Below are 22,265 nucleotides of genomic sequence, written 5' to 3' on the forward strand. Positions count from 1 at the left end.
CACGACGGCTCAACCCATAGGAGATTGCCCTGTCCGCCGACTGTGTCAGGGCCATCTCATTCGGGACGTCAATCGACGAAAACTCCGAGCTTCGATATTTCCGAGAGAGCGGCGCATTCTGAATCAGCTACGCGGCCATCGCGCCGTCCTCATCGACGGCCTCGGCATAGAACGCGATGGTCTCGTAGCGATAGTCGCAGAGACGGCAGTGCCAGAGATAGGCGGTGCGCCGCCCATCCTTCTCGACCCAGGCCGGCAGCGCGATCGGCTCGCCACATTGGGCGCAGGGATTGTTGCGCGGCAGGTCGAGGACGCGCATCGCGGATTGCGCGTTGTCGGAATTGCGAAACTGGATGTCGGCTGCCTTCACGGCCATGACGCGCTCCCTCTCTGTTCAGTCTTCTTGAATGAGTCAGGCATGCTGTCGAACTGACGGGCGGGATCATAGCCGCGCAGCGGCTGATTTGCACGCGCCGGGATGCCGCGCGACATCCGACCTCACGAGGATGGGATCCGAGGATGGGATCAATCCGTTTGATTCAATTGCCTCCGGAAGTGACCGCCGGTTCCGCGACATGGCGGGCGCCTGGATTACGCAGATGGATGGTGGCGATATCGTCGGCATAAACCTTCTGCCAGCCGTCGACGTGATCGAGCAGCTTGGTCGCCGCACTCTGCGTGCGCAGCAGGGTCGCCTCGATGTCGTAGTCCTTGAGCAGGCGGAACAGATTGTCCGGCTCCATCAGTCCGGAGGCGGCATTGTGATCGACGAAGAACTTTTCGCCGTAGAGCTCGGTGCGGCCGTCTATGAACGGCGCGACACCGGCTGAGATCAGGTAGCCGCCGAAATCATAGTCGTTGAGGACCCGCGTGAGGTTGAGCTTCTTCAGCTCGGTCACGGCTGCGACCGGGGTGCCGCGCATGTTCGGCGTGTAGTTCAGGATCGAGGCCGATGCGATGGTGCCGGCGCCGAGCGCGAGCATCACCGCCGCCGTCAGCGCGGCTCCCGACGCGCGCGCCTGCGGCAGCACGGGCAGCGCGCCCGCCTGCCGGGCCAGCGGCGCGGCGAGCACCAGCGGGCCGACCAGCGCCAGGATCTCCGCCGCGCGCGCCTGCGCCAGCGCCATGTGCAGCAGGCCGAGCAGCATCAGGATGCGCACCGGCGGCAGCCTGAGGCCGTGGAACAGCGCGACCCCGATCGCGATCAGCAGGCAGATCTCGAACGGGCCGAGGCCCTGGAAATCGGTCGCCTTCCATTCCACGATCAGCGGCAGCGCCTGTCCCAGCGACAGGATCTTCTGCGACGCCAGCAGCGCGTTCCAGCCATAGGGCGTGCAGCAGCTCGCCGCCAGCGCGAGCGCCGCAAACCCCGCCCAGCGCAGCGCCAGGCCGCGGCGGGCCGGGGCATCGGCATCGACCAGCGAGTCGAGTGCGGCGGGCGCGATGAAGAACAGGCCGAACACGAAGCCGCCATGCAGATTGGCCCATAGCGCGATCAGCAGCGCCAGCGGCCATGGCGGCGCGTCCTTGCGATCGGCGGCGTCGATCAGACCGGCGATCCAGGCGACCAGGATGGGAAACGCCAGCACATGCGGCCGCGCCAATAGATGCGGCAGGCAGAGCAGGAACGCCGCGACCACGAACACCAATGTCGTGCTGTCGCGCAGATGCCGGCCGAGCGCACGCGCGAACAGCGCAAAGGACAGCGCAATCACCGACGCCGCCAGCACCACCGGTCCGGTCCAGCCGGCCGCCTTGTAGGCTGCGGCATAGGCGACCTGCGCCAGCCACTGCGTGGAGATCCACGGCGCGCCGCGCATGGTGAAGGAATAGACGTCGACCTCGGGCACCGCGCGGTGGTCGATGATCCACTGCCCCACCGTGATCTGCCACAACGTGTCGGGATCGTTGAGCAGCCGGTTGCCGGAGATCAGCAGCAGCGCATAGACGCCGGCGCCGACCCATAGTGGCAGCAGCGCCTGCGCGCGCCCGGCGGTCGCTTCGGTATGGGTGACGGACAGCGTCATCGCGGCATGGCCCCATTGGCGGAATTGCTCCGCCAGCCAAGCATGCACGGTATAATTCGCGGTAAACCGCCGGCGCATCCGGACTCGACCCGGCGTCTTCGCCCCATTCCTGCCACATTATCGCCCGGCGTTTGCGCCAATTACGGTGTGCAAAGTGTAAAGCGCGTGCTGGGGGGCTACTCGGCATGCGTGTGGTTCCCGGGGGATCCTGACACATGAGACGTCTCGTGCTGACGGCCTGCATTGCAGGCTTCGCGATGGCTGGTCCCGTGCCGTTCGCCATGGCTGCCGATGATGCGAGCACCGCATCGGACAGTGCAGCCAAACCGAAGGCCGGCAAGGTCAAGCTCGCCCATGTCCGCTCTGACGGCACCAGGGAGCTGGCCGTACGCAGCGCGGTGACCAAGGCCGCGCGCGAGGTCGAGGCGATCGAGGCCGTCAGCAGCGCCGACACCTCGCCGCCGATGGACGCCAATGCCTCAGCGCCAGCCGACACCGATGCCGCTGCGGCCGAGCCCCGCGAGGCCGAGCGCAAGGCGGCCGAGGCCAAGCCGCGCCACATCGACACCGGCCATCCGCATATCGACGCGCTGGTAGCGGTGCACGCCGCCGCCAACAACATTCCGGAATCGCTGATCCACCGCGTCATCGTGCGCGAGAGCAAATACCAGAAGGACCTGGTCGGCCGCTGCGGCTGCATCGGCCTGATGCAGATCAAGCTCGGCACCGCGCGCGGCCTCGGCTACACCGGCGACGCGCAGGGCCTGCACGATCCGAACACCAACCTCACCTATGGCGTGCGCTATCTCGCCGGCGCCTACCGTGCCGCCCGCGGCGACCACGACCGCGCCGTGCTCTACTTCGCCAGGGGCTATTACGAGGAGGCCAAGCGGCAGCGCCTGGCCGACGCGCGGCCCGCCGGCCGCTCCGAGCGGACGAGCGCCCCGCTCGACATCACCCCGAAGATTGCAACCGGCCGCCACGCGCGGGCGCACTGATCGCCATTGGTTCCAAGGGCCATCGGCATTGTCTTTCCGTGACACTCCGTTGACACGGAGGGATATCGGTCTATTTTAAGCGCGTTCCGAGGGGAGCTCCGAGGGGAGCTGAGATACCGCAGCGATGTGCGGTGACCCTTTGAACCTGATCCGGGTCATGCCGGCGAAGGGACAGGGATGCAGCAGATAACCACGCGCGGGGATGTCCCCGTTTCCATCATCGGTGCGGGCATCGCGGGTGCCTGGCAAGCCTTGCTGCTCGCGCGGGCCGGCCATCACGTCACCTTGCACGAGCGCAGCGACGCCGATCTGATGCTCTCCACCAGCCATTGGGCCGGCGGCATGCTCGCGCCCTATTGCGAGAGCGAGGTCGCCGAGCCGATCATCAGCCGGCTCGGGCTCGCCTCGCTCGACATCTGGCGGCGCGAGCTGCCGGACACGCCGTTCAACGGTTCGCTGGTGATCGCGCATGCCCGCGACCGCGCCGACTACGACCGCTTCGCCCGCCGCACCTCCGGCTATCAGCGGCTGGACGCGCAGCAGCTTGCAGCGTTGGAGCCGTCGCTGGAGGGCCGCTTCCGCGAGGGCCTGTTCTACCCGACTGAGGGCCATGTCGAGCCGCGCCGCGTGCTGCCGAAGCTGCATCAGCGCATCGTCGAGGCCGGCGGCCGGGTGCTGTTCAACAGCGACGTCACGGCTGATGATCTCGACGGCCTCGTGATCGACTGCCGCGGGCTGGAGGCGCGCGACGCCGAGCCCGAGCTGCGCGGCGTCAAGGGCGAGATGATCCTGATCGAGACCGCCGAGGTGCAGCTCGCGCGGCCCGTGCGGCTGATGCATCCGCGCTTCCCGCTCTATCTGATCCCGCGCGAGGACAATTTGTTCATGCTGGGGGCGACCTCGCTCGAGGCCGAGGACACCGGCGTCAGCTTGCGCTCGGCGCTGGAATTGCTCGGTGCCGCCTACTCCGTGCATCCCGCATTCGGCGAGGCCCGCATCCTCGAATTCGGCTCAGGGCTCAGGCCGGCCTATCCCGACAATCTGCCGCGCATCACCATCAAGGGCGAGCGCGAGATCCGCGTCAACGGCCTCTATCGCCACGGCTTCCTGGTCGCCCCCGCGCTGGCGCAGGCGACGCTGAACTACATCTCGCACGGCCAGATCGACAATGAGGTGATGCGATGCGCGTGACCGTCAATGGCGAGGCCCGCGACATCGCCGCGAGCTCCGTCGCCGCGCTGCTCTCCGAGCTCGACTACGAGGGCACCCATTTCGCGATCGCGCTGAACTACGACGTCGTGCCGAGGAGCCGCTGGGCCGAGACGCAGCTCAAGACCGGCGACGAGATCGAGATCATCACGCCCCGGCAGGGAGGGTGAAGTTCATGGAGCGCTCGCTTGCGCCACGCACTCCGCTGTCGTCCCGGCGAACGCCGGGACCCATAGCCACCGGCTTTTGTCTTGAAGCTCGATCTCTCCCACCGAGGTCCCACGCCAGATCACGCGGTATGGGTCCCGGCGTTCGCCGGGACGACGTGGGGAGGGAGGTCGCGCCCCACGCACACCTGTCATCGCCCGGCGAAAGCGCGAAGCGCGTCTCGGCGAAAACGACCGGGCGATCCAGTACGCCGCGGCCTATCTGCGTGTCCGAGCCGCCTCTGGAATACTGGATCCCCGCTTTCGCGGGGATGACAGGCTTCATTGCGGCGACCACCGTCCGACATGACGGAGACCATTGATGCCCACCTTCTACGACAAGACCTTCACCTCCCGCCTGCTCATCGGCACCGCGCTCTACCCCTCGCCCGCGATCATGCAGGACGCGATCCGCGCCTCGGGCGCGCAGATCGTCACCGTGTCGCTGCGGCGCGAGGCGGCCGGCGGCAAGACCGGCGACGCGTTCTGGAAGCTGATCAACGAGCTGAATGTCACGGTGCTGCCGAACACCGCCGGCTGCCGCAGCGTGCGCGAGGCGGTGACGACCGCCAAGCTCGCGCGCGAATTGTTCGGCACGAGCTGGATCAAGCTCGAGGTGATCGGCGACAACGACACCTTGCAGCCCGACGTGGTCGGGCTCGTCGAAGCCGCGACCATCCTGATCAAGGACGGTTTCGAGGTCTTCCCCTATTGCACCGAGGATCTCACGGTCGCGATGCGCTTGGTCGATGCCGGCTGCAAGGTCGTGATGCCCTGGGCGGCGCCGATCGGCTCGGCCAAGGGCATCACCAATCGCGATGCGCTCAAGCTCCTACGCGACCGCCTGCCCGACATCACCCTCGTCGTCGACGCCGGCCTCGGCGCGCCCTCACACGCGGCGGAAGCGCTCGAGCTCGGCTACGACGCCGTGCTGCTCAACACCGCGGTGGCAAAAGCCGCCGACCCGGTCGCGATGGCGCGCGCCTTCCGGCTCGGCTGCGAGGCCGGCCGCACCGCTTACGAGGCCGGGCTGATGGACGCCCGCGATTTCGCCTCGCCCTCCACCCCTGTCGTTGGGACACCGTTCTGGCATGCCGTATCCTGACCGCTTCTATCCCGTCGTCGACAGCCTCGCCTGGGTCGAGCGCCTGACCAGGCTCGGCGTCGGCACGGTGCAGTTGCGCGCGAAAGACCTCAACGACGGCGAGGCGCTGCAGATCGTCACCGACGCGCTCGCCATCACCAAGGGCACCGCGACCAGGCTGATCGTCAACGACTATTGGCGCGCCGCGATCGTCGCCGGCGCCCAGCACGTCCATCTCGGCCAGGAGGATCTCGCCGACGCCGACGTCGCCGCGATCAAGGAGGCCGGCCTGACGCTCGGCCTCTCGACGCATGACGATGCCGAGCTGGAGACCGCGCTCGCCGCCAAGCCCGACTACGTCGCACTCGGTCCGATCTTCCCGACCACGTTGAAGGCGATGCGCTTCGCGCCGCAGGGCGTCGCGAAGATCAGCGACTGGAAGAAGCGCGTCGGCGCCATCCCGCTGGTCGCGATCGGCGGCATCAAGCTGGAGCAGGCCGCGGAGATCTTTGCCGCCGGCGCCGATTCCATCGCGGTCGTCAGCGACGTCACGCAGAACGTAGACCCCGACGCCCGCGTCCGCGCCTGGCTCGATGCGACGAAGGAGCCGGCCTGATGCGCGCCACTATTGCGAATGCGTCTGAGAGCGATTGGGCCCCGACCTCGCCCCACGCGAGCTCGTTCCCTCCCCCCTTGTGGGGGAGGGCTAGGGAGGGGGGTGAGCCACGAGCACCGAACGCGGGGTTACCCCCCTCCCCAACCCTCCCCCACAAGGGGGGAGGGAGCCTGAACAACATCCGCCCCTTACGTCGACAACTCATTTTCGCCCTCGGCTCGGTACGAGCGAGCAACTGGCATGAGGCTCAACTCTCTCCACCGTCATTGCGAGCGAAGCGACGCAATCCAGAGCGACGTGAGCAGCCCTGGATTGCTTCGTCGCAAGTGCTCCTCGCAGTGACGTCCCCCATTCACTCCGACAACAACGATTGAGAAGGAGGATCCCATGAACATCCGCTCCAATCCCGACACGACGCTTCCCGCCGTCACCACCGGCCCGCTGCCCTCCTCGCGCAAGATCTACGCGACCCCGGAGTCCGCGCCCGACCTGCGCGTGCCGCTGCGCGAGATCATCCTCTCCGAAGGCGCCGGCGAGCCGAACCTGCCGGTCTACGACACCTCCGGCCCCTACACCGATCCCTCCGTGACGATCGACGTCAACGCCGGCCTGTCGCGCGCCCGCATTGCCTGGGTGCGCGAGCGCGGCGGCGTCGAGGAATATGTCGGCCGCGACATCAAGCCGGAGGACAACGGCAATGTCGGCGCCGACAAGGCCGCCAAGGCCTTCACCGCGCATCACAAGCCGCTGCGCGGCCTCGACGGCCACAAGATCACCCAGCTCGAATTCGCCCGCGCCGGCATCATCACCAAGGAGATGATCTACGTCGCCGAGCGCGAGAATCTCGGCCGCAAAAAGCAGCTCGACCGCGCCGAGGCCGCGCTCGCCGACGGCGAGAGCTTCGGCGCCGAGGTCCCGGCCTTCATCACCCCGGAATTCGTCCGCTCCGAGATCGCGCGCGGCCGCGCCATCATCCCCTGCAACATCAATCACGCCGAGCTCGAGCCGATGATCATCGGCCGCAACTTCCTGACCAAGATCAACGCCAATATCGGCAACTCGGCGGTGACCTCCTCGGTCGAGGAGGAGGTGGACAAGATGGTGTGGGCGATTCGCTGGGGCGCCGACACCGTGATGGACCTATCGACGGGCCGCAACATCCACACCACCCGCGAATGGATTTTGCGCAACTCGCCGGTGCCGATCGGCACCGTGCCGATCTACCAGGCGCTGGAGAAGTGCAACGGCGATCCGGTCGCGCTGACCTGGGAGCTCTACAAGGACACGCTGATCGAGCAGTGCGAGCAGGGCGTCGACTACTTCACCATCCACGCCGGCGTGCGCCTCGCCTATATCCACCTCACCGCGAACCGCGTCACCGGCATCGTCTCGCGCGGCGGCTCGATCATGGCCAAGTGGTGCCTCGCGCATCACAAGGAGAGCTTCCTCTACACCCATTTCGAGGAGATCTGCGACATCATGCGCAAGTATGACGTCTCGTTCTCGCTCGGCGACGGCCTGCGCCCGGGCTCGATCGCGGATGCCAACGACCGCGCCCAGTTCGCGGAGCTGGAGACGCTGGGCGAGCTCACCAAGATCGCCTGGGACAAGGGTTGCCAGGTCATGATCGAGGGCCCCGGCCACGTGCCGATGCACAAGATCAAGATCAACATGGACAAGCAGCTCAAGGAGTGCGGCGAGGCGCCGTTCTACACCTTGGGGCCGCTGACCACCGACATCGCGCCGGGCTACGACCACATCACTTCGGGCATCGGTGCGGCGATGATCGGCTGGTTCGGCTGCGCCATGCTGTGCTACGTGACGCCGAAGGAGCATCTCGGCCTGCCCGATCGCAACGACGTCAAGGTCGGCGTCATCACCTACAAGATCGCCGCCCACGCCGCCGATCTCGCCAAGGGCCATCCCGCAGCGCAGCTCCGCGACGACGCGCTGTCCCGCGCCCGCTTCGACTTCCGCTGGACCGACCAGTTCAACCTCGGCCTCGATCCGGAGACCGCAAAGCACTTCCACGACGAGACCCTGCCGAAGGAAGCCCACAAGGTCGCGCATTTCTGCTCGATGTGCGGCCCGAAATTCTGCTCGATGAAGATCACCCAGGACGTCCGCGACTACGCCGCCACGCTGAATGATCCGACCACCGTTGGCATGACCATCAGCGGCACCATCGAGGACGGCATGGCCCAGATGAGCGCCAAGTTCAAGGAAATGGGCGGCAACGTGTATCTCGATGCGGAGAAGGTGAAGGAGAGCAACAAGGCGTTGTCCTGAAGCCGCGCCCCGCTCTCTCCATCGTCATGGCCGGGCGCAGACCCGGCCAACCATTTGGCCGGGCGCAAGCCCGGCTTTTCTTTTGCGAGATTTCTTGCAAAAGAAATCGGGCCTCGATGAACTCCAGAGACAACTCGCCGACGCGGGAGCCAGAATGGATGAAGCTGAGCTGAGGCCCACGCCTGCTGCGATACGCTATCTACTTGCTGGTCTTCGTGACGTATTCGGAGGTCCCATGCCCATCCACCACATCCCGGCCCCACCCCACATCAAGGCCCCACCGCTGTCGTTCGGCACCCGTGTCGGCGACCTCCTCTTCATCTCCGGCATTCCCGGCTTCGACGCCCACGGCAACCTGCCCGACAATTTCGAGGCGCAGTTCGCCAACGTCGTGACGAACTTCACCCGCGTCCTGACCGAAGGCGGCGCTGATATTCGCGACCTCGTCAAGGTCAACGTGCTGCTGACGCGCGCAGCGGATGTTGCGACCATGAACCGGCTTTACGCCGCGGCGTTCGGGCCGGCGCCGTATCCGGCGCGCACCACCTGCGTGGTGGTGGCGCTGCCTGATCCGAAGATGCTGATCGAGATCGAGGGCGTCGCGGCGGTCGTGAAACGGTAGGGTGGGTTAGCGGACGGCAACCGACGATCTCTCCACGCTCGCACATGGCTGAACGCCGTTCGCGTAACCCACCATTCCGCGCAGGCGGCGGGTTACGCGCCCTGGCAAACATTCCCTCCGCGGTGAAATCGTCCCGCGGGCGCTAACCCGCCCTACGTTCTCCGTGCAGGAAGCAACCGCTCCGTCTGCAGAATTCGCCGGCCTCAGCTACTCGCCGTCGCCCAAGCGCAGTTCAACCGCGAGGTCCCCTTCATCCACCGCAATGATGCCGAGCCGCGCCGCCGTTTGCCACCGCCACAGGCGGCCTGCCTCATTCTGCTGCAACCCTGCGTCGTGATGGCCCCCGCTCCGCGATTTTCGTCTCTTGCGGACGATTTAAATTTTAAATAGGATTTAATGGTCCGAAACATTATCTCCGAAAATTTCACGATAGATGTTTTATTCATGGCCGTTCCATGCCCTGTTCCGCCTCGTCGGCGCCGCCACGGCGCCATTGCGGGAGGCGATCCGGGAGGCCTTCCAGGCTCAGGTCTATCCGCTCGGCTACGTTCCCTCGCATGACGGCATGCGCGGGCTGATGACCCTGGGCGTCGTTACGGCCCATGTCTCGCACACGCTCGTGCCGGGCGCGGTGCTCTATATCGACCTGTTCTTCGTGGCGAGCGCCTATTACATCACCGGCCTGCTGCTGCGGGACATCGATAAGCACGGCCACATCAGGTTCCGGCAGTTCTATGCGCGGCGCTTCGCCCGGATCGTGCCGCCGCTGCTGCTGATGCTCGCCGCCTATCTGCTGTTCACCTGGCTGCTGCGGCCGCCGTTCCTGCCGGCGCTGGAACGCGCCGCGATCGCGCTCTCCTACATCGCCAACTACTGGTATGTGTTCGACCCGAAGACGATCGAGGACATCGGCCACACCTGGACGCTGTCGACCGAGGAGCAGTTCTATCTGCTGTGGCCGCTGACCTTCGCAGTCCTGGTCAAGCGCCTCGGCGTCACCTGGCGATTGGTCGGCGCCATCTGCGCCATTGCGGCCGCGATCTGGGCCTGGCGCGTGGCGCTGGTGCTCGATGGGGCCGAGTGGCGCCGGCTCTACACCGCGTTCGACACCCGCGCCGATGCACTGATGGCGGGATGCGCGATGGCCGTCGTGCTCAGGATGGTGCCGCATGGCACCTCACCCGCTCTCGACCGGCTCTGGCCGAAGCTGGCGTGGCCGCTCCTGATCTATTGGGGCACGGTCACCTTCCTGTTCTGGCCGGCGGACGGGCCGAGCATGAACTACTATCTGTTCGGCAGCATGGTGTGCGGCGTGCTTCCCGGCATCCTCGCGTTGACCATGCTGATGCGCAGCCGCGGCACGATCTGCCACCGCATCTTCGAATGGCCGGTCGCGATCTTCCTCGGCCGGATCTTCTACGGCATCTATCTCTGGCACCTGCCGGTCCTGAATTTCCTGGACAGCTACGGCGTCTGGTGGCCGCTGCGGCTCGCGATCGGGCTGCCGCTGTCGGTCGTGGCGGCCACGCTGTCCTACGCCTATCTCGAGCGCCACTTCCTGCGCCGACGCGCGGGGCCGGTGGCCTCGCAGCCGCTCCTCGCCGGCGCGGGTCCGGCGCTGGTTCCGACCGCGAGCTTCAGCGGCGATCTCCGGTTCTCGTCCCGACCGAGCGCCGGAGGCATCCACTCCTGACGCCTGCGCGACGCGCTGCGCACGCCGAGAGGCCTCTCGCTCCGCCACCTCATCGCGCCTCATCATCGGCCGGGGGCATCGCGCGCTTTTGCCGCACGATTCGCGCGCGGCTGCCTTCAAATTGATCGAGACCGCTCCGACATAGGGCCGGCCGCGGGCTGGGCCAGTTTGTTGCCGGAGTTTTCACGATGCCTCGTTTCACCACAGTCTGTCTTGCCGCAGGCCTCGCCGCGGCCGCGCTGCTCGCCGCTGCGCCGGCGCAGGCCGGCTACTACATCATCCGCTGGGACAACACCGGCATCTGCCAGGTCTGGAGCGAGGCCTTCGCCTTCAAGCCGATCGCATGGCCGTCCGGCTATCAGGTCATCAGCCGGCCGGTGCCGACGTTCAACGACGCCGTGACCCGCCAGATCAGGCTGCGCCAGCAGGGCCGCTGCACGCTGTAAGCCGGCGCGCGCCTGACGCGCGTCCATGTGACGGCTGCATGTCGTCATTCACATCCCGGACATCGCTGTGAACGACGGCACGGGCGGCTTGCGTTGCGCGCGCTTTTGTCGCACCACTTGGGCCTTGGTCCGGCCGCAAGGCCGGTGGCCCGCGCAGGCGGGCGATTGTCGTTGTTTCGTTTGAGGAGATTGATGATGCGTCGCCTGACCACGTTCGCTGCCGCCACGGCCATTGCAGCCGCCTCGATCGTGCCCACCGCCTTCGCCGCGCCTGCGCCCAAGTCCGGCTACTACGTGATCCGCTGGGACAACACCGGCATCTGCCAGATCTGGAACACCGAGTTGCAGTCGAAGCCGGTGGAGTGGCCGTCGACCTACAAGATCGTTTCCAAGCCGGTGCCGACCTTCGTCGAGGCGACCAACATCCAGCTCAAGCTGCGCGACGAGCGCCGCTGCTTCCTGTAAGCGGCGTTCGCACGCATTCATGCATGGCGGCGGTCAGGCGGCGCTGACCGCGCTCGCCTGCATCGGCACGAATCCGGGCAGATCAGTGATCCGCGCCAGCCACGCCTGCACGCTCGGGTACGGCGTCAGCGACACGCCGCCTTCGGGCGCGTGCGCGGTGTAGCTGTAGAGCGCGACGTCGGCGATGGTCGGCGCCGCGCCGGTGAGGAACGGCCGCGCGGCGAGTTCGCGCTCCATCACCGTGAACAGGCTGTTGGCGAGCAGATGCGCCCTCGCCATGTCCAGCGGGGCGCCGAACAAGGTCGCCACCCGCGCCGCTGCCGGGCCGAACGCGAGCGGACCGGCCGCGGCCGACAGCCAGCGCTGGACCTGCGCCTGGCCGAGCGGATCGCGCGGCAGCCATTTGCCCGAGCCGTCATAGCGGCCGGCGAGATAGACCAGGATCGCATTGGAGTCCGGGATGACGGCGTCGCCGTCGACCAGCACCGGCACCTGGCCGAACGAATTGAGCGCGAGAAAGTCCGGCCGCTTGTGCGCGCCGCCCTTGAGGTCGACCTCGACGAGCTCGCAAGGCAGGTCAAGCAGGCTCAACATGAGCCGCACGCGATGCGCGTGGCCGGAAAGGACGAAATGATACAGACGACGTTGCGACATGCTGTGCTCCTGTTGCTCGCCGTCACCTAGACCACGGCCGCCGCAGCAACAATGCAGCATCGCGTCAACAGCCTGTTGCAACGACTGCAACAATGCGACAACGGCGCCATGGATCGCCTGCCCGACCAACTCCAGCCCGGCCTGCGCCTCGTCTTCGTCGGCACCGCCGCGAGCGAGCGCTCGGCGGCGACCGGGCACTATTACGCCCACCCCGGCAACCGCTTCTGGCCGACGCTGTTCGCCGTCGGCCTGACGCCGCGGCTGTACCAGCCGCACGAGTTTCCAGCGCTGCGCGCGCTCGGCATCGGCTTCACCGATCTGTGCAAGCAGGGCGCGGGCATGGACCATGTCGCGCTGAAGGCCGGCGTCGACGTCGCCGGTTTCATTGCGAAGATCCGACAGCATCGACCAGCCACGGTCGCCTTCACCAGCAAGAAGGCCGCGAGCCTGTTCTATGGCCAGCCGACCGGCGCGACCGCGCTCGGGCTGCAGCCGGAGCAGGCCGACTTCCCGACCACGTTCGTGCTCGCCTCGCCCTCCGGCGCGGCGTCGGGTGCGTGGACATTGGCGCCGTGGCGGGAGCTGGCGATGCATTTGGCCCAGACCTCAGACGCGCAGCCGACTCGCGTGCGGTGATGATGGGTAGTAAGCCCATCATCATTGCGGCAAGCGACTCGCTGACGACGATCCGCGCTATGCCGATGACTGCGCCCTCTCCCCTTGTGGGAGAGGGCATGTAGTATAGAGCGGCAAACGCGCTCGGGTGAGGGGTCCCTCTCCGAGCGTAGTTTGCTGAGAGAGACCCCTCACCCAAGCGAGCGGGCTGATCGGCCGGAGATGCCCTCTCCCACAAGGGGAGAGGGCGCTGCATCGCAGAGCGCAATGCTGGCAATCCGACGCGCGGTTGTGGCTATCCACGTCACCGAGGTGAAGCATCCTATCTCTGCCCGACGGGCAATCCGCGCATGCGCATCATGCGCAAACTGCCCGTCGTGTTAGTTTGTCGCAGGCCTGCACACTTGCCATGTCGGGCAAATCAGGACGATCGTCTCGCTCAACCCGCCTCATGCAGAGGGACGTACGCGTCGTCACGATACGTGGAGGTGGGCCGCGGTGGACGTGGTGGCTGCGCCCGACGAGCGCCGGCTGTCACGTACGGTGAAGTCGTGATGTCCTGACACCCCGAAGCTGGTGTCACGTGCGTGCTCATGCGAAAGCGTAGCGCGCGCAATGGTGGCCAACAAGCCCGGCGCACCAGGGAGACCACGTATAAGCCGTCAGACCATGCGCGCAGGGAAGGCCGGGATGTCTCCGCCGAACCTGTGGTTCTGCCGCGTGCTTTTTTGTTGCACGCGGACCATGGGAGCGGCGAGCTCCCGGCCTTCCCTGCCCCTCTCGATTTTCGACGGGGCTCTCACGATGCATCCCTCGCGCACGCGGTGCGGCGAGAGCGCGGACTTATGAGCAGAAGAGAGGGAGAGAGATGGTGTTGGCAATGCTCAGCACGCAACAACGGTCGTCGCCCACGCAAGCGGGCGATGACACTTGTTGTGAGTTGCTAGGCGTCCACGATGACGCAACTACCTGATCGTAATCGCAAGACCCGACAGATCGACGTTCGCCAAGAGGCCGATCTGCTCACCCGAGAGCTCCAGCACCGCGCCCTTCTGGTTGGTCAGCACGATGCCGCGCACGCCGCGGCCGACGGCAAGGCCCGCGCCGGCGGCGCCATAGACGCCCTCGACGTCGGACGGACGCCAGATGTTGCTGACGCGGCCGCGCAGCACCGTGCGCGAGCCGCCGAACACCAGACCCCAGTCGAGGCCGCCGGTCGACAGCGGATAGGCGCGGCCATGAAAGTTCAACACGCCGCTGCCGCCGGAGCCGCCGATGATCCACCCCGCTTTGTAGATGGTCAGCGTGATGAAGCCGCCATCTGCGTGCGCCGTGGCCGGAATGACAGCGCCGCAAGCAGCTGTCAGTGCCACCAGCAGACCGCGAAGCGAGGATGCAATTGTCATGGATGAAGTCTCCAGCGAAGTGAATTTGGGCTTGAGGTAATTCGATGGCCGTGTGCGACGATCGTGCCCCACTAAGCGAATCGATCGGGCCGAATTTAGCCCTTTGCACGGCACCGTGCATGCGCAGCCGCCGGTGTGTTCGATATGATGCGCTCGCAGCGCAGGAACTGTGGCGGTCCGACGATTAGTCCTCTGCACCCCCATCGTGGACGCGCGTCGACGCCGGCCAAATGGGTCGAGACCCGCGCGAAACCAAGGCCATTTCGGGGTATTCGGCACCGGTGCAACAACAGGACGCCCGCGTTAAGGCCCCATTAACCTTGTCGGACCACGGTGATCTACGGGCTGGATGTTTAGTTGGTCTCGATGTTTGCGCGTCGTTTCAGTGTCGGCGTGGGCGTTGATCGGGAGGAGTTATGTCGCAAGAATTGTCATCCGAAGCCGCAAGTCCGTCACTCGTGCCGCTTGCCATGCCACCGTCGCGCTCCGCGGCGGAGATCCTGCCGCTGTTGATCGGCACGCCGTTGTCCGAGATCGAGCGCGAGCTCATCGTGCAGACCCTGGCGCGCTGCAACGGCAACCGTACCCACGCCGCAAGGCTGCTCGGCATGCCCGTGCGCACTTTGCGCAACAAGATCCGCATCTACACAGCCGACGGCATCGCGGTGCCGGCCTATTCGGCCTGATCCAACGGCGGCCACGCGATATCCCATCGCGTGGAACTCATCAGGATGCGACGCCGATTGATGTTGATCAATCGGCCTCGCAGCCCTGCTGCAATTGCTGCCATCATCGCGGCTCTGTTACGCTTCGCCGCGAATCAGAGGTGTGTAGCGGAGTTGCGGTAGTGGCAAAGAATCCGGCCGGACGCGGCCTGCAGGGCCCCGTGGGTCCACGTGGCCCGCAGGGGCAACCCGGGCGGCGCGGGCCAGATGGTCAGCGCGGCAAGCCGGGTTCCGACGGCAAGGCAGGTGCGCAAGGCAAGCCCGGCCCGCAAGGGCCGCGCGGCGAGCAAGGCCCGCCCGGCAAGCCGGGACCGCAGGGGCCTCAAGGTCCGCAGGGTGAACCGGGACCGCCGGGCACGCTGCCGACGATCGATCAGCTGATGCCGTGGCTCGAGCAGATCTTCGCGGCCTATGACGACTACAAGCGCGCGCGCGATCGCGAGGCGCATGAGCGCGAGGCCGAGCTGGTCGCGGTGCGCGACATCTTCGCCGCGACGACCCATGACGATGCGCTGGACGAGGCCTTCGAGGACGACGATCCGCACGACATCGACATCCCGAAGAAGAAGAAAAAGAAAAAGGGCAAGAAAAAGAAGAAGCACGACAAGCGGGCCCAGGACCGCCACGACCACGACGACGATGGGTTCTGAGCTTCGCCTTCTGTCAGGGCACGATGGGCCTCAGCGCGGGCCGAACCTGGCCGCCGAACGCTCCCGCGCCTTGGCCGCCTCGATCTCGCGGTCGCGCGGCGGGGCCTGGGTCTGCAGCGAGGTCAAGAGCCGCCGCGCGGCGTCGGCCACCTCCTCGACGGCGCGGGCGAAGGCGGCCTCGTTGGCCTGCGACGGCGCGTTGAAGCCGGACAGCTTGCGCACGAATTGCAGGGCCGAGGCCTGAATTTCAGCCTCCGTCGCCGGCGGCTCGAAATTGAACAGCGTCTTGATGTTGCGGCACATGATGAGTCCCATCAATCCGGTACTGAACCAAGTCGCAGATCGTGCTATCATGTCCCCGACGCGGCCGGAAGAGTCGCGCATGATCAGGGGGAGTCCATGGTTCGACCGCTTGCCGCCGTTTTTGCCGCCGTCGTCGTTTTTTGCGCGCCGGCCCGCGCCGCCGACTATCCCGCCCCGAAGCAGGGCGACTTCGTCGTCAAGGATTTCAAGTTTCACACCGGCGAGACGCTGCCGGAGCTGAGGCTGCACTATACGACCGTCGGCGAGCCGACCGGGCAGCCGGTGCTGGTGCTGCATGGCACCGGCGGCTCAGGCGGAAGCATGCTGGTGCCGACCTTCGCCGGCGAATTGTTCGGCAAGGGCCAGCCGCTCGATGCGACCAGGTACTACATCATCATTCCCGACAGCATCGGCCACGGCAAATCGTCGAAGCCCTCCGACGGGCTGAAGACCAGGTTTCCCGCCTATGACTATGCCGACATGGTCGATGCGCAGCACCGCCTGCTGACCGAGGGCCTCGGCATCAAGCACCTGAGGCTTGTCATCGGCAACTCGATGGGCGGCATGCATAGCTGGGTGTGGGCCACGCGCTATCCGGACTTCATGGACGCCGCGGTGCCGATGGCCTCGCAGCCGACCGAAATGGCGGCCCGCAACTGGATGCTGCGCCGGCTGATGCTGGAGACGATCCGCAACGATCCCGACTACAATGGCGGCAACTACACCACACAGCCGCGCATGATGAAATATGCCGTCGCGGCCTATGCCACCGCCACGGCCGGCGGCACCATCGCCTATCAGCTCGCGGCACCGACCGCGGCCAAGGCCGACAAGCTGGTCGAGGAGCGGCTCGCCACGCCCATTCCCACCGACGCCAACGACTTCATCTATCAGTGGGACTCGTCGCACGACTACAATCCGTCTGCCGATCTCGACAGGATCAAGGCGACCGTGATGCTGATCAACTCGGCCGACGACGAGCGCAACCCGCCGGAGACCGGCGTGACGGTCGACGCCATGAAGCGCGTCGCCAACGGCAAGCTCCTGCTCATCCCGACCTCGGCCGAGACGCGCGGCCACCTGACCACCGGAAATGCGAAGTTCTACGCCGAGCCGCTGCGCGAATTGCTGGCGACGGCGCCGCAGCGCGGCATGTAGGTCCGCAGAAGGGAGCGTTGAATGCGCAGGATGGTGCTGGCCGGTCTCACGATGGGCTCGCTCGGCTGCGCGACCGTCGCCGCCGCCTTCGACAACGGGCAGTTCGACAACGTCCCGCCTGACATTCGCGCGTGGTTCAAGAGCGTGATCGCGCCCAACGGCGTGCCATGCTGCGATGTCTCCGACGGCCACCGCACGACCTATGACGTGCGTGACGGCACCTATTGGGTGCCGATCGAAGGCCGGTGGATGGCGGTGCCGGAACGCGCCATCATCCGCGACCGCGGCAACCCGATCGGCGAGGCCGTGGTGTGGTACGTCCATCACCGCGGCGACATCATCATCAGCTGTTTCGTTCCCGCCGATGCCGTATGAGGCGCCGGCGCGTGCGGCTACCACTCATGCGACTCATTGGCGGCACGAGGAAGTGACCTCCGGTTTCGTGACTAGCTCCGATTGACCTAAGTCAACAGTCGCGGAAACCGGCCGAAATAGTGTACAGAATGTGTCATGCATGAACCTGAAGATTCTTGATCGAGATGCCCAAGCGATTGTTTCACTGGTCCGCAGGCCGTCTGGCCCGGGCGTCTCTCGGGCTGGCTCTCGTTGTGGCGCCCTGCGCCGCGTCGGCCGATGATGAGCTGAAGCTCACGCCAAGCCAGGCGCAGAACCTCGGCGTGCGCGTGACGCATCCGATCTCCAGCCGGATGGACAAAACGCTGCCCTATCCCGCGCAGATCGTCATTCCCACGCCTCAACTGTGGGTCGTCAGCGCGCCGGTCGCGGGGATGATCACCAACCTCGCCGTTGCCCGCGGCGATCGCGTGACCGTCGGACAACCGCTGCTCACGCTGGAGAGTCCGAGCTTCGTCTCGCTCCAGCGCGATTACCTGCATGCGCTGGCCCAGGAGGTTCTCGCGGTTCAGCAGTTGAAGCGCAATGCCGACCTGTTCGAAGGCAAGGCCATCCCGCAACGCGTGCTGGAGTCGAGCCAGACCGAAGCGCGCCAGGCCAGCATCGTCGTCGCCGAACGTCGGCAGATGCTGCACATCAGCGGGCTGTCCGACGAAGCCATCGCCCGGCTCAGCAGCGAGGCGGCGATCAGCGCGGCGCTCACTGTGACGGCCCCGCGCACGGCGTCCGTGGTCGAGCTCGCGGTATCGCCGGGCCAGCGCCTGGAACAGGCCGCGTCACTGGTGAAGCTCGCCCGGCTGTCGCCGCTATGGGCCGAGATCGCGATTCCCGCAACCAACATCGGCGCCATCAAGACCGGCGCCAAGGTCGACATCGAAGGCTATGCGACACCGGGCCAGGTCATCCTGGTGTCCGAGACGACCGATGCCGCCACGCAGACAATTCTCGTCCGCGCCGAGATTCCCAACAACGGCGAACTGCATTCCGGACAAATGGCGGCGGCCCGCATCGGCTTTGTCTCGGCAGGAGAAAGCGCGTGGGAAATTCCCTATAGCGGCCTCGTCCGGCGCGGTGAGCAGACCGCGGTGTTCGTTGCCACGGAAGGCGGCTTCCGGCTCGTTGCGGTCACCCTGCTCGCGGAGGATCAGGATCACGTCGTCATCGCAGGCCCCCTCACGGACAAGAACGAGATCGCCATCGGCGGCATCTCGGCGTTGCGCGGCATCCTCTCGCGACTGGGGCAGTAGATGCTGCAACGGCTGGTCGCATTCGCGCTGTCACAGCGGCTCTTCGTCATCCTCAGCACGCTGCTGGTGATCGGCGCAGGCGCCGTTGTCTTGCCGAGCCTGCCGATCGACGCCTTTCCAGACGTCTCGCCGGTCCAGGTGAAGATCATCATGAAGGCTCCCGGCCTGACGCCGGAAGAGGTCGAGCAGCGCATCACGGTACCGATCGAGCTGGAGCTGCTCGGGTTGCCGAACAAGAAGATCCTTCGCTCGACCACGAAATACGCGCTGGCCGACATCACCGTCGATTTCGAGGACGGCACCGACATCTACTGGGCCCGCAATCAAGTGTCGGAGCGGCTGTCCAACATCTCGCGCGACTTTCCCGAGGGCGTGAACGGGGGCCTCGCCCCGATCACGAGCCCTCTGGGCGAGATGTTCATGTTCACGATCGACAGTCCCGAACTGTCGCTGGCCGAACGCCGGACCTTGCTCGACTGGGTCATCCGCCCAGCGCTGCGTACGGTGCCCGGAGTAGCCGACGTCAACGCGCTCGGCGGCTATGTCCGCGCCTTCGAAATCGTGCCGAGGAACGACGCGCTGGCGGCGCGCGGCATCTCGTCCGAGCTGTTTCGCAAGGCCATCGAGGCCAACAGCCGCAACGACGGTGCCGGGCGGGTCAACCAGGGCGAAGACAGCGCGCTGGTCCGCATCGAAGGCAGCATCCGCGGCATCGACGACATCCGGGCGATCATCGTCGACACCCGCGACGGAATCCCGATCCGGGTCAGCGACGTCGCAAGGGTCAAGATCGGCGCACTCACCCGCTATGGCGCCGTCACGACGGACGGCAAGGGCGAGACGGTCGAGGGGCTCGTGCTCGGTCTGCGCGGCGCCAACGCCGGACAATTGGTGCGCGACGTTCGGGCCCGGTTGGACGAACTGAAGCCGTCGCTGCCGAGCAGCGTCTCCATCAACGTGTTCTACGACCGCAGCCGGCTGGTCAACCGCGCCGTCGGCACGGTGGTCCGGGCGCTGGGCGAAGCCACGGTGCTCGTCGTCGTGCTGCTGCTGCTGTTCCTCGGCAATTGGCGCGCCTCGCTGGTGATCGCGCTCAGCCTGCCGCTCGCGATCGTGATGGCGCTGATCGTGATGCGGGCGGTCGGCATGTCCGCTAACCTGATGAGTCTGGGGGGCCTTGCAATCGCGATCGGCATGCTGATCGACGCGCTGGTCGTGGTGGTCGAGAACATCGTCGGCAATCTCGCCAAGCACGATCACGGAAGCGCCACGCCGCTGATCCACGTCGTCTACCGCTCGGTTTGCGAAGTCCTGCAGCCGGTCGCCTCGGGCGTCCTGATCATCATCATCGTGTTCGTTCCGCTGCTGACCTTGCAGGGGCTGGAGGGAAAGCTCTTCATTCCGGTCGCGCTGGCGATCATTTTCGCTCTGGCCGCATCGCTGCTGCTTGCGCTGACGGTGCTTCCGGTCGCGACGTCCTTCGTGCTCACATCCGCATCGCATGACGATCCAATGCTGATCCGGGCAGCGCAGCGCGTCTACGCGCCCGCGCTCGACTGGGCGCTCGGGAACGAGCGCAAGGTGATCATCGCGGCGCTGGTCAGCCTCGTTGCCGCGGGATACGGCTACACCCAGCTGGGCAAGACCTTCATGCCGACGATGGACGAAGGCGACGTCATCGTCAGCGTGGAAACGCTGCCGTCCGTCAATCTCGACGAGTCCCTCGCCATCAATGCCCGGCTGCAGACGGCGTTGATGAAGGTGCCAGACGTCGCCGGCATCATCGCGCGCACCGGCTCGGACGAGCTCGGGCTCGATCCGATGGGACCCAATCAGACCGACACGTTCCTGGTGCTCAAGCCGGCAGACCAGCGGCAGACCAGCGACCGCGATGTCCTGCTCGAGAAGCTTCGCGAGGTCCTGACCGGCTTCCCCGGCGTCTCGCTCAGCTTCACGCAACCCATCGACATGCGCGTGCAGGAAATGATCAGCGGCGTGCGCGGCGACGTCGCGGTCAAGATCTTCGGCCCGGACATCACCAAGCTCAACGAGATCGCAGCGAAGCTGTCGGCGATCATGTCCGACATCGATGGGGCCCAAGACGTCTACACGACGCTCAACGAGGGCGCGCAATACTACACGATCGCCGTCAACCGGATGGAGGCGGGCCGCCTTGGGCTCACCGTGGACTCGATCTCGGCCGCCTTGCGCACGCAGATCGAAGGCCGAACGATCGGCACCGCGCTCGAGGAGGGACGCCGGACGCCGATCCTGGTCCGCGGCGGTGAGGCCACGCGGCAGGCCCCGACGATGCTGGCGGCGCTGCCGCTGACGCTTGCGTCAGGCCAGCATGTTGCGCTCTCGCAGGTCGCCCGCATCCAGAGGGTCGACGGCCCGGTGAAGATCGATCGTGAGGACGGCAACCGCATGAGCGTGGTTCGCAGCAACGTCCGCGGCCGTGACATGGTCGGCTTCGTCCAGGCGGCCCAGCAAAGGGTCGCAGCCGAGCTGCCGCTGCCGTCCGGCTATCGGCTGACATGGGGCGGGCAGTTCGAGAACCAGCAGCGTGCAGCCGCGCGTCTGTCCGTCGTGGTGCCGGTCGCGATCGGCCTGATCTTCGTGCTGCTCTTCACGACGTTCGGCTCGGTGCGCCAGGCCCTGCTCGTCCTCGTCAACATTCCCTTTGCGCTGATCGGCGGCGTGTTCGCGCTGGTCTCGACCGGCGAATACCTCTCCGTCCCGGCCTCCGTCGGCTTCATCGCACTGCTTGGAATCGCCGTGCTCAACGGCGTCGTGCTGGTGTCTCATTTCAACCAGTTGCGCGCTCACGGGCTCTCCGAGCAGCGCATCGTGGTCGAAGGCGCAAAGCGCAGGCTGCGGCCGGTGCTGATGACGGCGAGCATCACGGCGCTCGGATTGATCCCACTGCTGTTTGCATCCGGACCTGGATCGGAGGTCCAGCGTCCGCTTGCGATCGTCGTGATCGGCGGCCTGTTGTCGTCTACGCTGCTGACGCTGATCCTGTTGCCGATCCTGTATCGCCGCTACGGCGCCGCTGCGAAGGACGCGACATGACCGGCCAAGCCGTCTGCGTGACACTGATCGTGCCGGATGCGCTTCGTGCCGAGGTGCTCGACCATCTGAGCGAGCAGACCGATCTGGTGAGCGGCTTTACGGCCTCTGATGCGTCCGGACATGGCGTCCGCGTCCGGCTGCGCAGCGCGGCGGAGCGGGTCAAGGGACATGCCGACGAGGTCGTCGTGCGGATCGTGCTGCAGGGACAGGATCTCGAGCACCTGCTGGAACGGCTCAGGAACGCATTTGCAGGGACGAAGCTCGTCTATTGGGTCATGCCCGTGACGGACTTCGGCATTATCGACTGAGCACGACTCTGGGCGCCCCTCACGTCACAGGGGCGGTCGATTCAAGGCATGAAAC

The 22,265-nt window shown here is 66.2% G+C and carries 23 protein-coding genes and 1 riboswitch; of the genes, 18 read left to right on the forward strand and 5 right to left on the reverse strand.

The window, feature by feature from the left end; genetic code table 11:
- Positions 1–127: 127 nt before the first annotated feature.
- Both QX070_RS19240 and QX070_RS19245 read right to left on the reverse strand, forming a co-directional pair.
- Positions 128–376, reverse strand: a complete 249-nt coding sequence (locus QX070_RS19240; RefSeq protein WP_315738565.1) for a hypothetical protein — start codon at positions 374–376, stop codon at positions 128–130.
- A 163-nt stretch (positions 377–539) separates the two neighbouring features.
- Positions 540–2,027, reverse strand: coding sequence for a hypothetical protein (locus QX070_RS19245; protein ID WP_315738734.1), 1,488 nt, complete (start codon positions 2,025–2,027; stop codon positions 540–542).
- Between the two features lie 215 nt (positions 2,028–2,242).
- Here QX070_RS19245 and QX070_RS19250 point away from each other — a divergent pair, with 215 nt between their 5' ends.
- From QX070_RS19250 to QX070_RS19295, 10 genes are all read left to right on the forward strand, one after another.
- Positions 2,243–3,025, forward strand: coding sequence for a lytic transglycosylase domain-containing protein (locus QX070_RS19250; protein WP_315738566.1), 783 nt, complete (start codon positions 2,243–2,245; stop codon positions 3,023–3,025).
- A 79-nt stretch (positions 3,026–3,104) separates the two neighbouring features.
- Positions 3,105–3,215: riboswitch (TPP riboswitch) on the forward strand.
- Entirely contained in the window at positions 3,203–4,216 is a 1,014-nt protein-coding gene (locus QX070_RS19255) for an FAD-dependent oxidoreductase (protein ID WP_315738567.1), read from the forward strand. Its footprint overlaps the riboswitch before it by 13 nt.
- Entirely contained in the window at positions 4,207–4,404 is a 198-nt protein-coding gene (gene thiS, locus QX070_RS19260) for a sulfur carrier protein ThiS (protein WP_315738568.1), read from the forward strand. Before QX070_RS19255 ends, thiS begins: the two co-directional genes overlap by 10 nt.
- A gap of 358 nt (positions 4,405–4,762) precedes the next feature.
- Complete coding sequence (locus QX070_RS19265) at positions 4,763–5,545, forward strand: thiazole synthase (protein ID WP_315738569.1); 783 nt, start codon at positions 4,763–4,765, stop codon at positions 5,543–5,545.
- On the forward strand, positions 5,532–6,140 hold the full coding sequence (locus QX070_RS19270) for a thiamine phosphate synthase (RefSeq protein ID WP_315738570.1): 609 nt from the start codon (positions 5,532–5,534) through the stop codon (positions 6,138–6,140). The genes QX070_RS19265 and QX070_RS19270 overlap by 14 nt, the downstream gene beginning before the upstream one ends.
- A gap of 387 nt (positions 6,141–6,527) precedes the next feature.
- Positions 6,528–8,429, forward strand: a complete 1,902-nt coding sequence (gene thiC, locus QX070_RS19275; protein WP_315738571.1) for a phosphomethylpyrimidine synthase ThiC — start codon at positions 6,528–6,530, stop codon at positions 8,427–8,429.
- A 235-nt stretch (positions 8,430–8,664) separates the two neighbouring features.
- A complete protein-coding gene (locus QX070_RS19280; RefSeq protein ID WP_315738572.1) occupies positions 8,665–9,051 on the forward strand; it encodes a RidA family protein in 387 nt (128 codons plus the stop codon).
- Between the two features lie 433 nt (positions 9,052–9,484).
- On the forward strand, positions 9,485–10,744 hold the full coding sequence (locus tag QX070_RS19285) for an acyltransferase (protein ID WP_315738573.1): 1,260 nt from the start codon (positions 9,485–9,487) through the stop codon (positions 10,742–10,744).
- A 188-nt stretch (positions 10,745–10,932) separates the two neighbouring features.
- The gene (locus QX070_RS19290; RefSeq protein ID WP_315738574.1) at positions 10,933–11,190 is read left to right on the forward strand and encodes a hypothetical protein; all 258 of its coding nucleotides are present in this window, start codon (positions 10,933–10,935) and stop codon (positions 11,188–11,190) included.
- Positions 11,191–11,385: 195 nt separating this feature from the next.
- On the forward strand, positions 11,386–11,655 hold the full coding sequence (locus QX070_RS19295; RefSeq protein WP_315738575.1) for a hypothetical protein: 270 nt from the start codon (positions 11,386–11,388) through the stop codon (positions 11,653–11,655).
- 33 nt (positions 11,656–11,688) lie between these two features.
- Here the strand turns inward: QX070_RS19295 and QX070_RS19300 are convergent, their stop codons facing one another.
- Positions 11,689–12,309 carry a glutathione S-transferase gene (locus QX070_RS19300; protein WP_315738576.1) on the reverse strand — a complete coding sequence of 207 codons (621 nt, stop codon included), beginning with the start codon at positions 12,307–12,309 and terminating at the stop codon, positions 11,689–11,691.
- Positions 12,310–12,417: 108 nt separating this feature from the next.
- Between QX070_RS19300 and QX070_RS19305 the strand changes: the two genes are divergently transcribed.
- Positions 12,418–12,945 carry a mismatch-specific DNA-glycosylase gene (locus tag QX070_RS19305; RefSeq protein ID WP_315738735.1) on the forward strand — a complete coding sequence of 176 codons (528 nt, stop codon included), beginning with the start codon at positions 12,418–12,420 and terminating at the stop codon, positions 12,943–12,945.
- A gap of 944 nt (positions 12,946–13,889) precedes the next feature.
- Here the strand turns inward: QX070_RS19305 and QX070_RS19310 are convergent.
- A complete protein-coding gene (locus QX070_RS19310) occupies positions 13,890–14,330 on the reverse strand; it encodes a hypothetical protein (protein WP_315717830.1) in 441 nt (146 codons plus the stop codon).
- Positions 14,331–14,746: 416 nt separating this feature from the next.
- Here QX070_RS19310 and QX070_RS19315 point away from each other — a divergent pair, with 416 nt between their 5' ends.
- Complete coding sequence (locus QX070_RS19315) at positions 14,747–15,016, forward strand: helix-turn-helix domain-containing protein (RefSeq protein WP_315738577.1); 270 nt, start codon at positions 14,747–14,749, stop codon at positions 15,014–15,016.
- A gap of 161 nt (positions 15,017–15,177) precedes the next feature.
- Positions 15,178–15,705 (forward strand): collagen-like protein, encoded by a 528-nt coding sequence (locus QX070_RS19320; RefSeq protein WP_315738578.1) that lies wholly within the window; start codon positions 15,178–15,180, stop codon positions 15,703–15,705.
- A gap of 30 nt (positions 15,706–15,735) precedes the next feature.
- Here QX070_RS19320 and QX070_RS19325 read toward each other — a convergent pair whose 3' ends face one another.
- Positions 15,736–16,008 (reverse strand): DUF2277 domain-containing protein, encoded by a 273-nt coding sequence (locus QX070_RS19325; protein ID WP_315717862.1) that lies wholly within the window; start codon positions 16,006–16,008, stop codon positions 15,736–15,738.
- Positions 16,009–16,104: 96 nt separating this feature from the next.
- Between QX070_RS19325 and QX070_RS19330 the strand changes: the two genes are divergently transcribed.
- The 5 genes from QX070_RS19330 (at position 16,105) to QX070_RS19350 (ending at position 22,210) form a co-directional block, all read left to right on the forward strand.
- Complete coding sequence (locus tag QX070_RS19330; protein ID WP_315738579.1) at positions 16,105–17,166, forward strand: alpha/beta fold hydrolase; 1,062 nt, start codon at positions 16,105–16,107, stop codon at positions 17,164–17,166.
- A gap of 21 nt (positions 17,167–17,187) precedes the next feature.
- The gene (locus QX070_RS19335) at positions 17,188–17,541 is read left to right on the forward strand and encodes a hypothetical protein (RefSeq protein WP_315738580.1); all 354 of its coding nucleotides are present in this window, start codon (positions 17,188–17,190) and stop codon (positions 17,539–17,541) included.
- Positions 17,542–17,705: 164 nt separating this feature from the next.
- Entirely contained in the window at positions 17,706–18,827 is a 1,122-nt protein-coding gene (locus QX070_RS19340) for an efflux RND transporter periplasmic adaptor subunit (RefSeq protein ID WP_315738581.1), read from the forward strand.
- Positions 18,828–21,902, forward strand: coding sequence for a CusA/CzcA family heavy metal efflux RND transporter (locus tag QX070_RS19345; RefSeq protein ID WP_315738582.1), 3,075 nt, complete (start codon positions 18,828–18,830; stop codon positions 21,900–21,902).
- Positions 21,899–22,210, forward strand: coding sequence for a DUF3240 family protein (locus QX070_RS19350; RefSeq protein ID WP_315738583.1), 312 nt, complete (start codon positions 21,899–21,901; stop codon positions 22,208–22,210). Before QX070_RS19345 ends, QX070_RS19350 begins: the two co-directional genes overlap by 4 nt.
- Positions 22,211–22,265: the final 55 nt, after the last annotated feature.

The organism is Bradyrhizobium sp. SZCCHNR1093, assembly GCF_032381175.1.
Classification (GTDB): Bacteria; Pseudomonadota; Alphaproteobacteria; order Rhizobiales; family Xanthobacteraceae; genus Bradyrhizobium.

Coding starts and splice junctions, on each gene's coding strand:
- QX070_RS19240 (WP_315738565.1), bottom strand. CDS start 376: ATGGCCGTGAAGGCAGCCGACATCCAGTTTCGCAATTCCGACAACGCG.
- QX070_RS19245 (WP_315738734.1), bottom strand. CDS start 2,027: ATGACGCTGTCCGTCACCCATACCGAAGCGACCGCCGGGCGCGCGCAG.
- QX070_RS19250 (WP_315738566.1), top strand. CDS start 2,243: ATGAGACGTCTCGTGCTGACGGCCTGCATTGCAGGCTTCGCGATGGCT.
- QX070_RS19255 (WP_315738567.1), top strand. CDS start 3,203: ATGCAGCAGATAACCACGCGCGGGGATGTCCCCGTTTCCATCATCGGT.
- thiS (WP_315738568.1), top strand. CDS start 4,207: ATGCGCGTGACCGTCAATGGCGAGGCCCGCGACATCGCCGCGAGCTCC.
- QX070_RS19265 (WP_315738569.1), top strand. CDS start 4,763: ATGCCCACCTTCTACGACAAGACCTTCACCTCCCGCCTGCTCATCGGC.
- QX070_RS19270 (WP_315738570.1), top strand. CDS start 5,532: ATGCCGTATCCTGACCGCTTCTATCCCGTCGTCGACAGCCTCGCCTGG.
- thiC (WP_315738571.1), top strand. CDS start 6,528: ATGAACATCCGCTCCAATCCCGACACGACGCTTCCCGCCGTCACCACC.
- QX070_RS19280 (WP_315738572.1), top strand. CDS start 8,665: ATGCCCATCCACCACATCCCGGCCCCACCCCACATCAAGGCCCCACCG.
- QX070_RS19285 (WP_315738573.1), top strand. CDS start 9,485: ATGTTTTATTCATGGCCGTTCCATGCCCTGTTCCGCCTCGTCGGCGCC.
- QX070_RS19290 (WP_315738574.1), top strand. CDS start 10,933: ATGCCTCGTTTCACCACAGTCTGTCTTGCCGCAGGCCTCGCCGCGGCC.
- QX070_RS19295 (WP_315738575.1), top strand. CDS start 11,386: ATGCGTCGCCTGACCACGTTCGCTGCCGCCACGGCCATTGCAGCCGCC.
- QX070_RS19300 (WP_315738576.1), bottom strand. CDS start 12,309: ATGTCGCAACGTCGTCTGTATCATTTCGTCCTTTCCGGCCACGCGCAT.
- QX070_RS19305 (WP_315738735.1), top strand. CDS start 12,418: ATGGATCGCCTGCCCGACCAACTCCAGCCCGGCCTGCGCCTCGTCTTC.
- QX070_RS19310 (WP_315717830.1), bottom strand. CDS start 14,330: ATGACAATTGCATCCTCGCTTCGCGGTCTGCTGGTGGCACTGACAGCT.
- QX070_RS19315 (WP_315738577.1), top strand. CDS start 14,747: ATGTCGCAAGAATTGTCATCCGAAGCCGCAAGTCCGTCACTCGTGCCG.
- QX070_RS19325 (WP_315717862.1), bottom strand. CDS start 16,008: ATGTGCCGCAACATCAAGACGCTGTTCAATTTCGAGCCGCCGGCGACG.
- QX070_RS19330 (WP_315738579.1), top strand. CDS start 16,105: ATGGTTCGACCGCTTGCCGCCGTTTTTGCCGCCGTCGTCGTTTTTTGC.
- QX070_RS19335 (WP_315738580.1), top strand. CDS start 17,188: ATGCGCAGGATGGTGCTGGCCGGTCTCACGATGGGCTCGCTCGGCTGC.
- QX070_RS19340 (WP_315738581.1), top strand. CDS start 17,706: ATGCCCAAGCGATTGTTTCACTGGTCCGCAGGCCGTCTGGCCCGGGCG.
- QX070_RS19345 (WP_315738582.1), top strand. CDS start 18,828: ATGCTGCAACGGCTGGTCGCATTCGCGCTGTCACAGCGGCTCTTCGTC.
- QX070_RS19350 (WP_315738583.1), top strand. CDS start 21,899: ATGACCGGCCAAGCCGTCTGCGTGACACTGATCGTGCCGGATGCGCTT.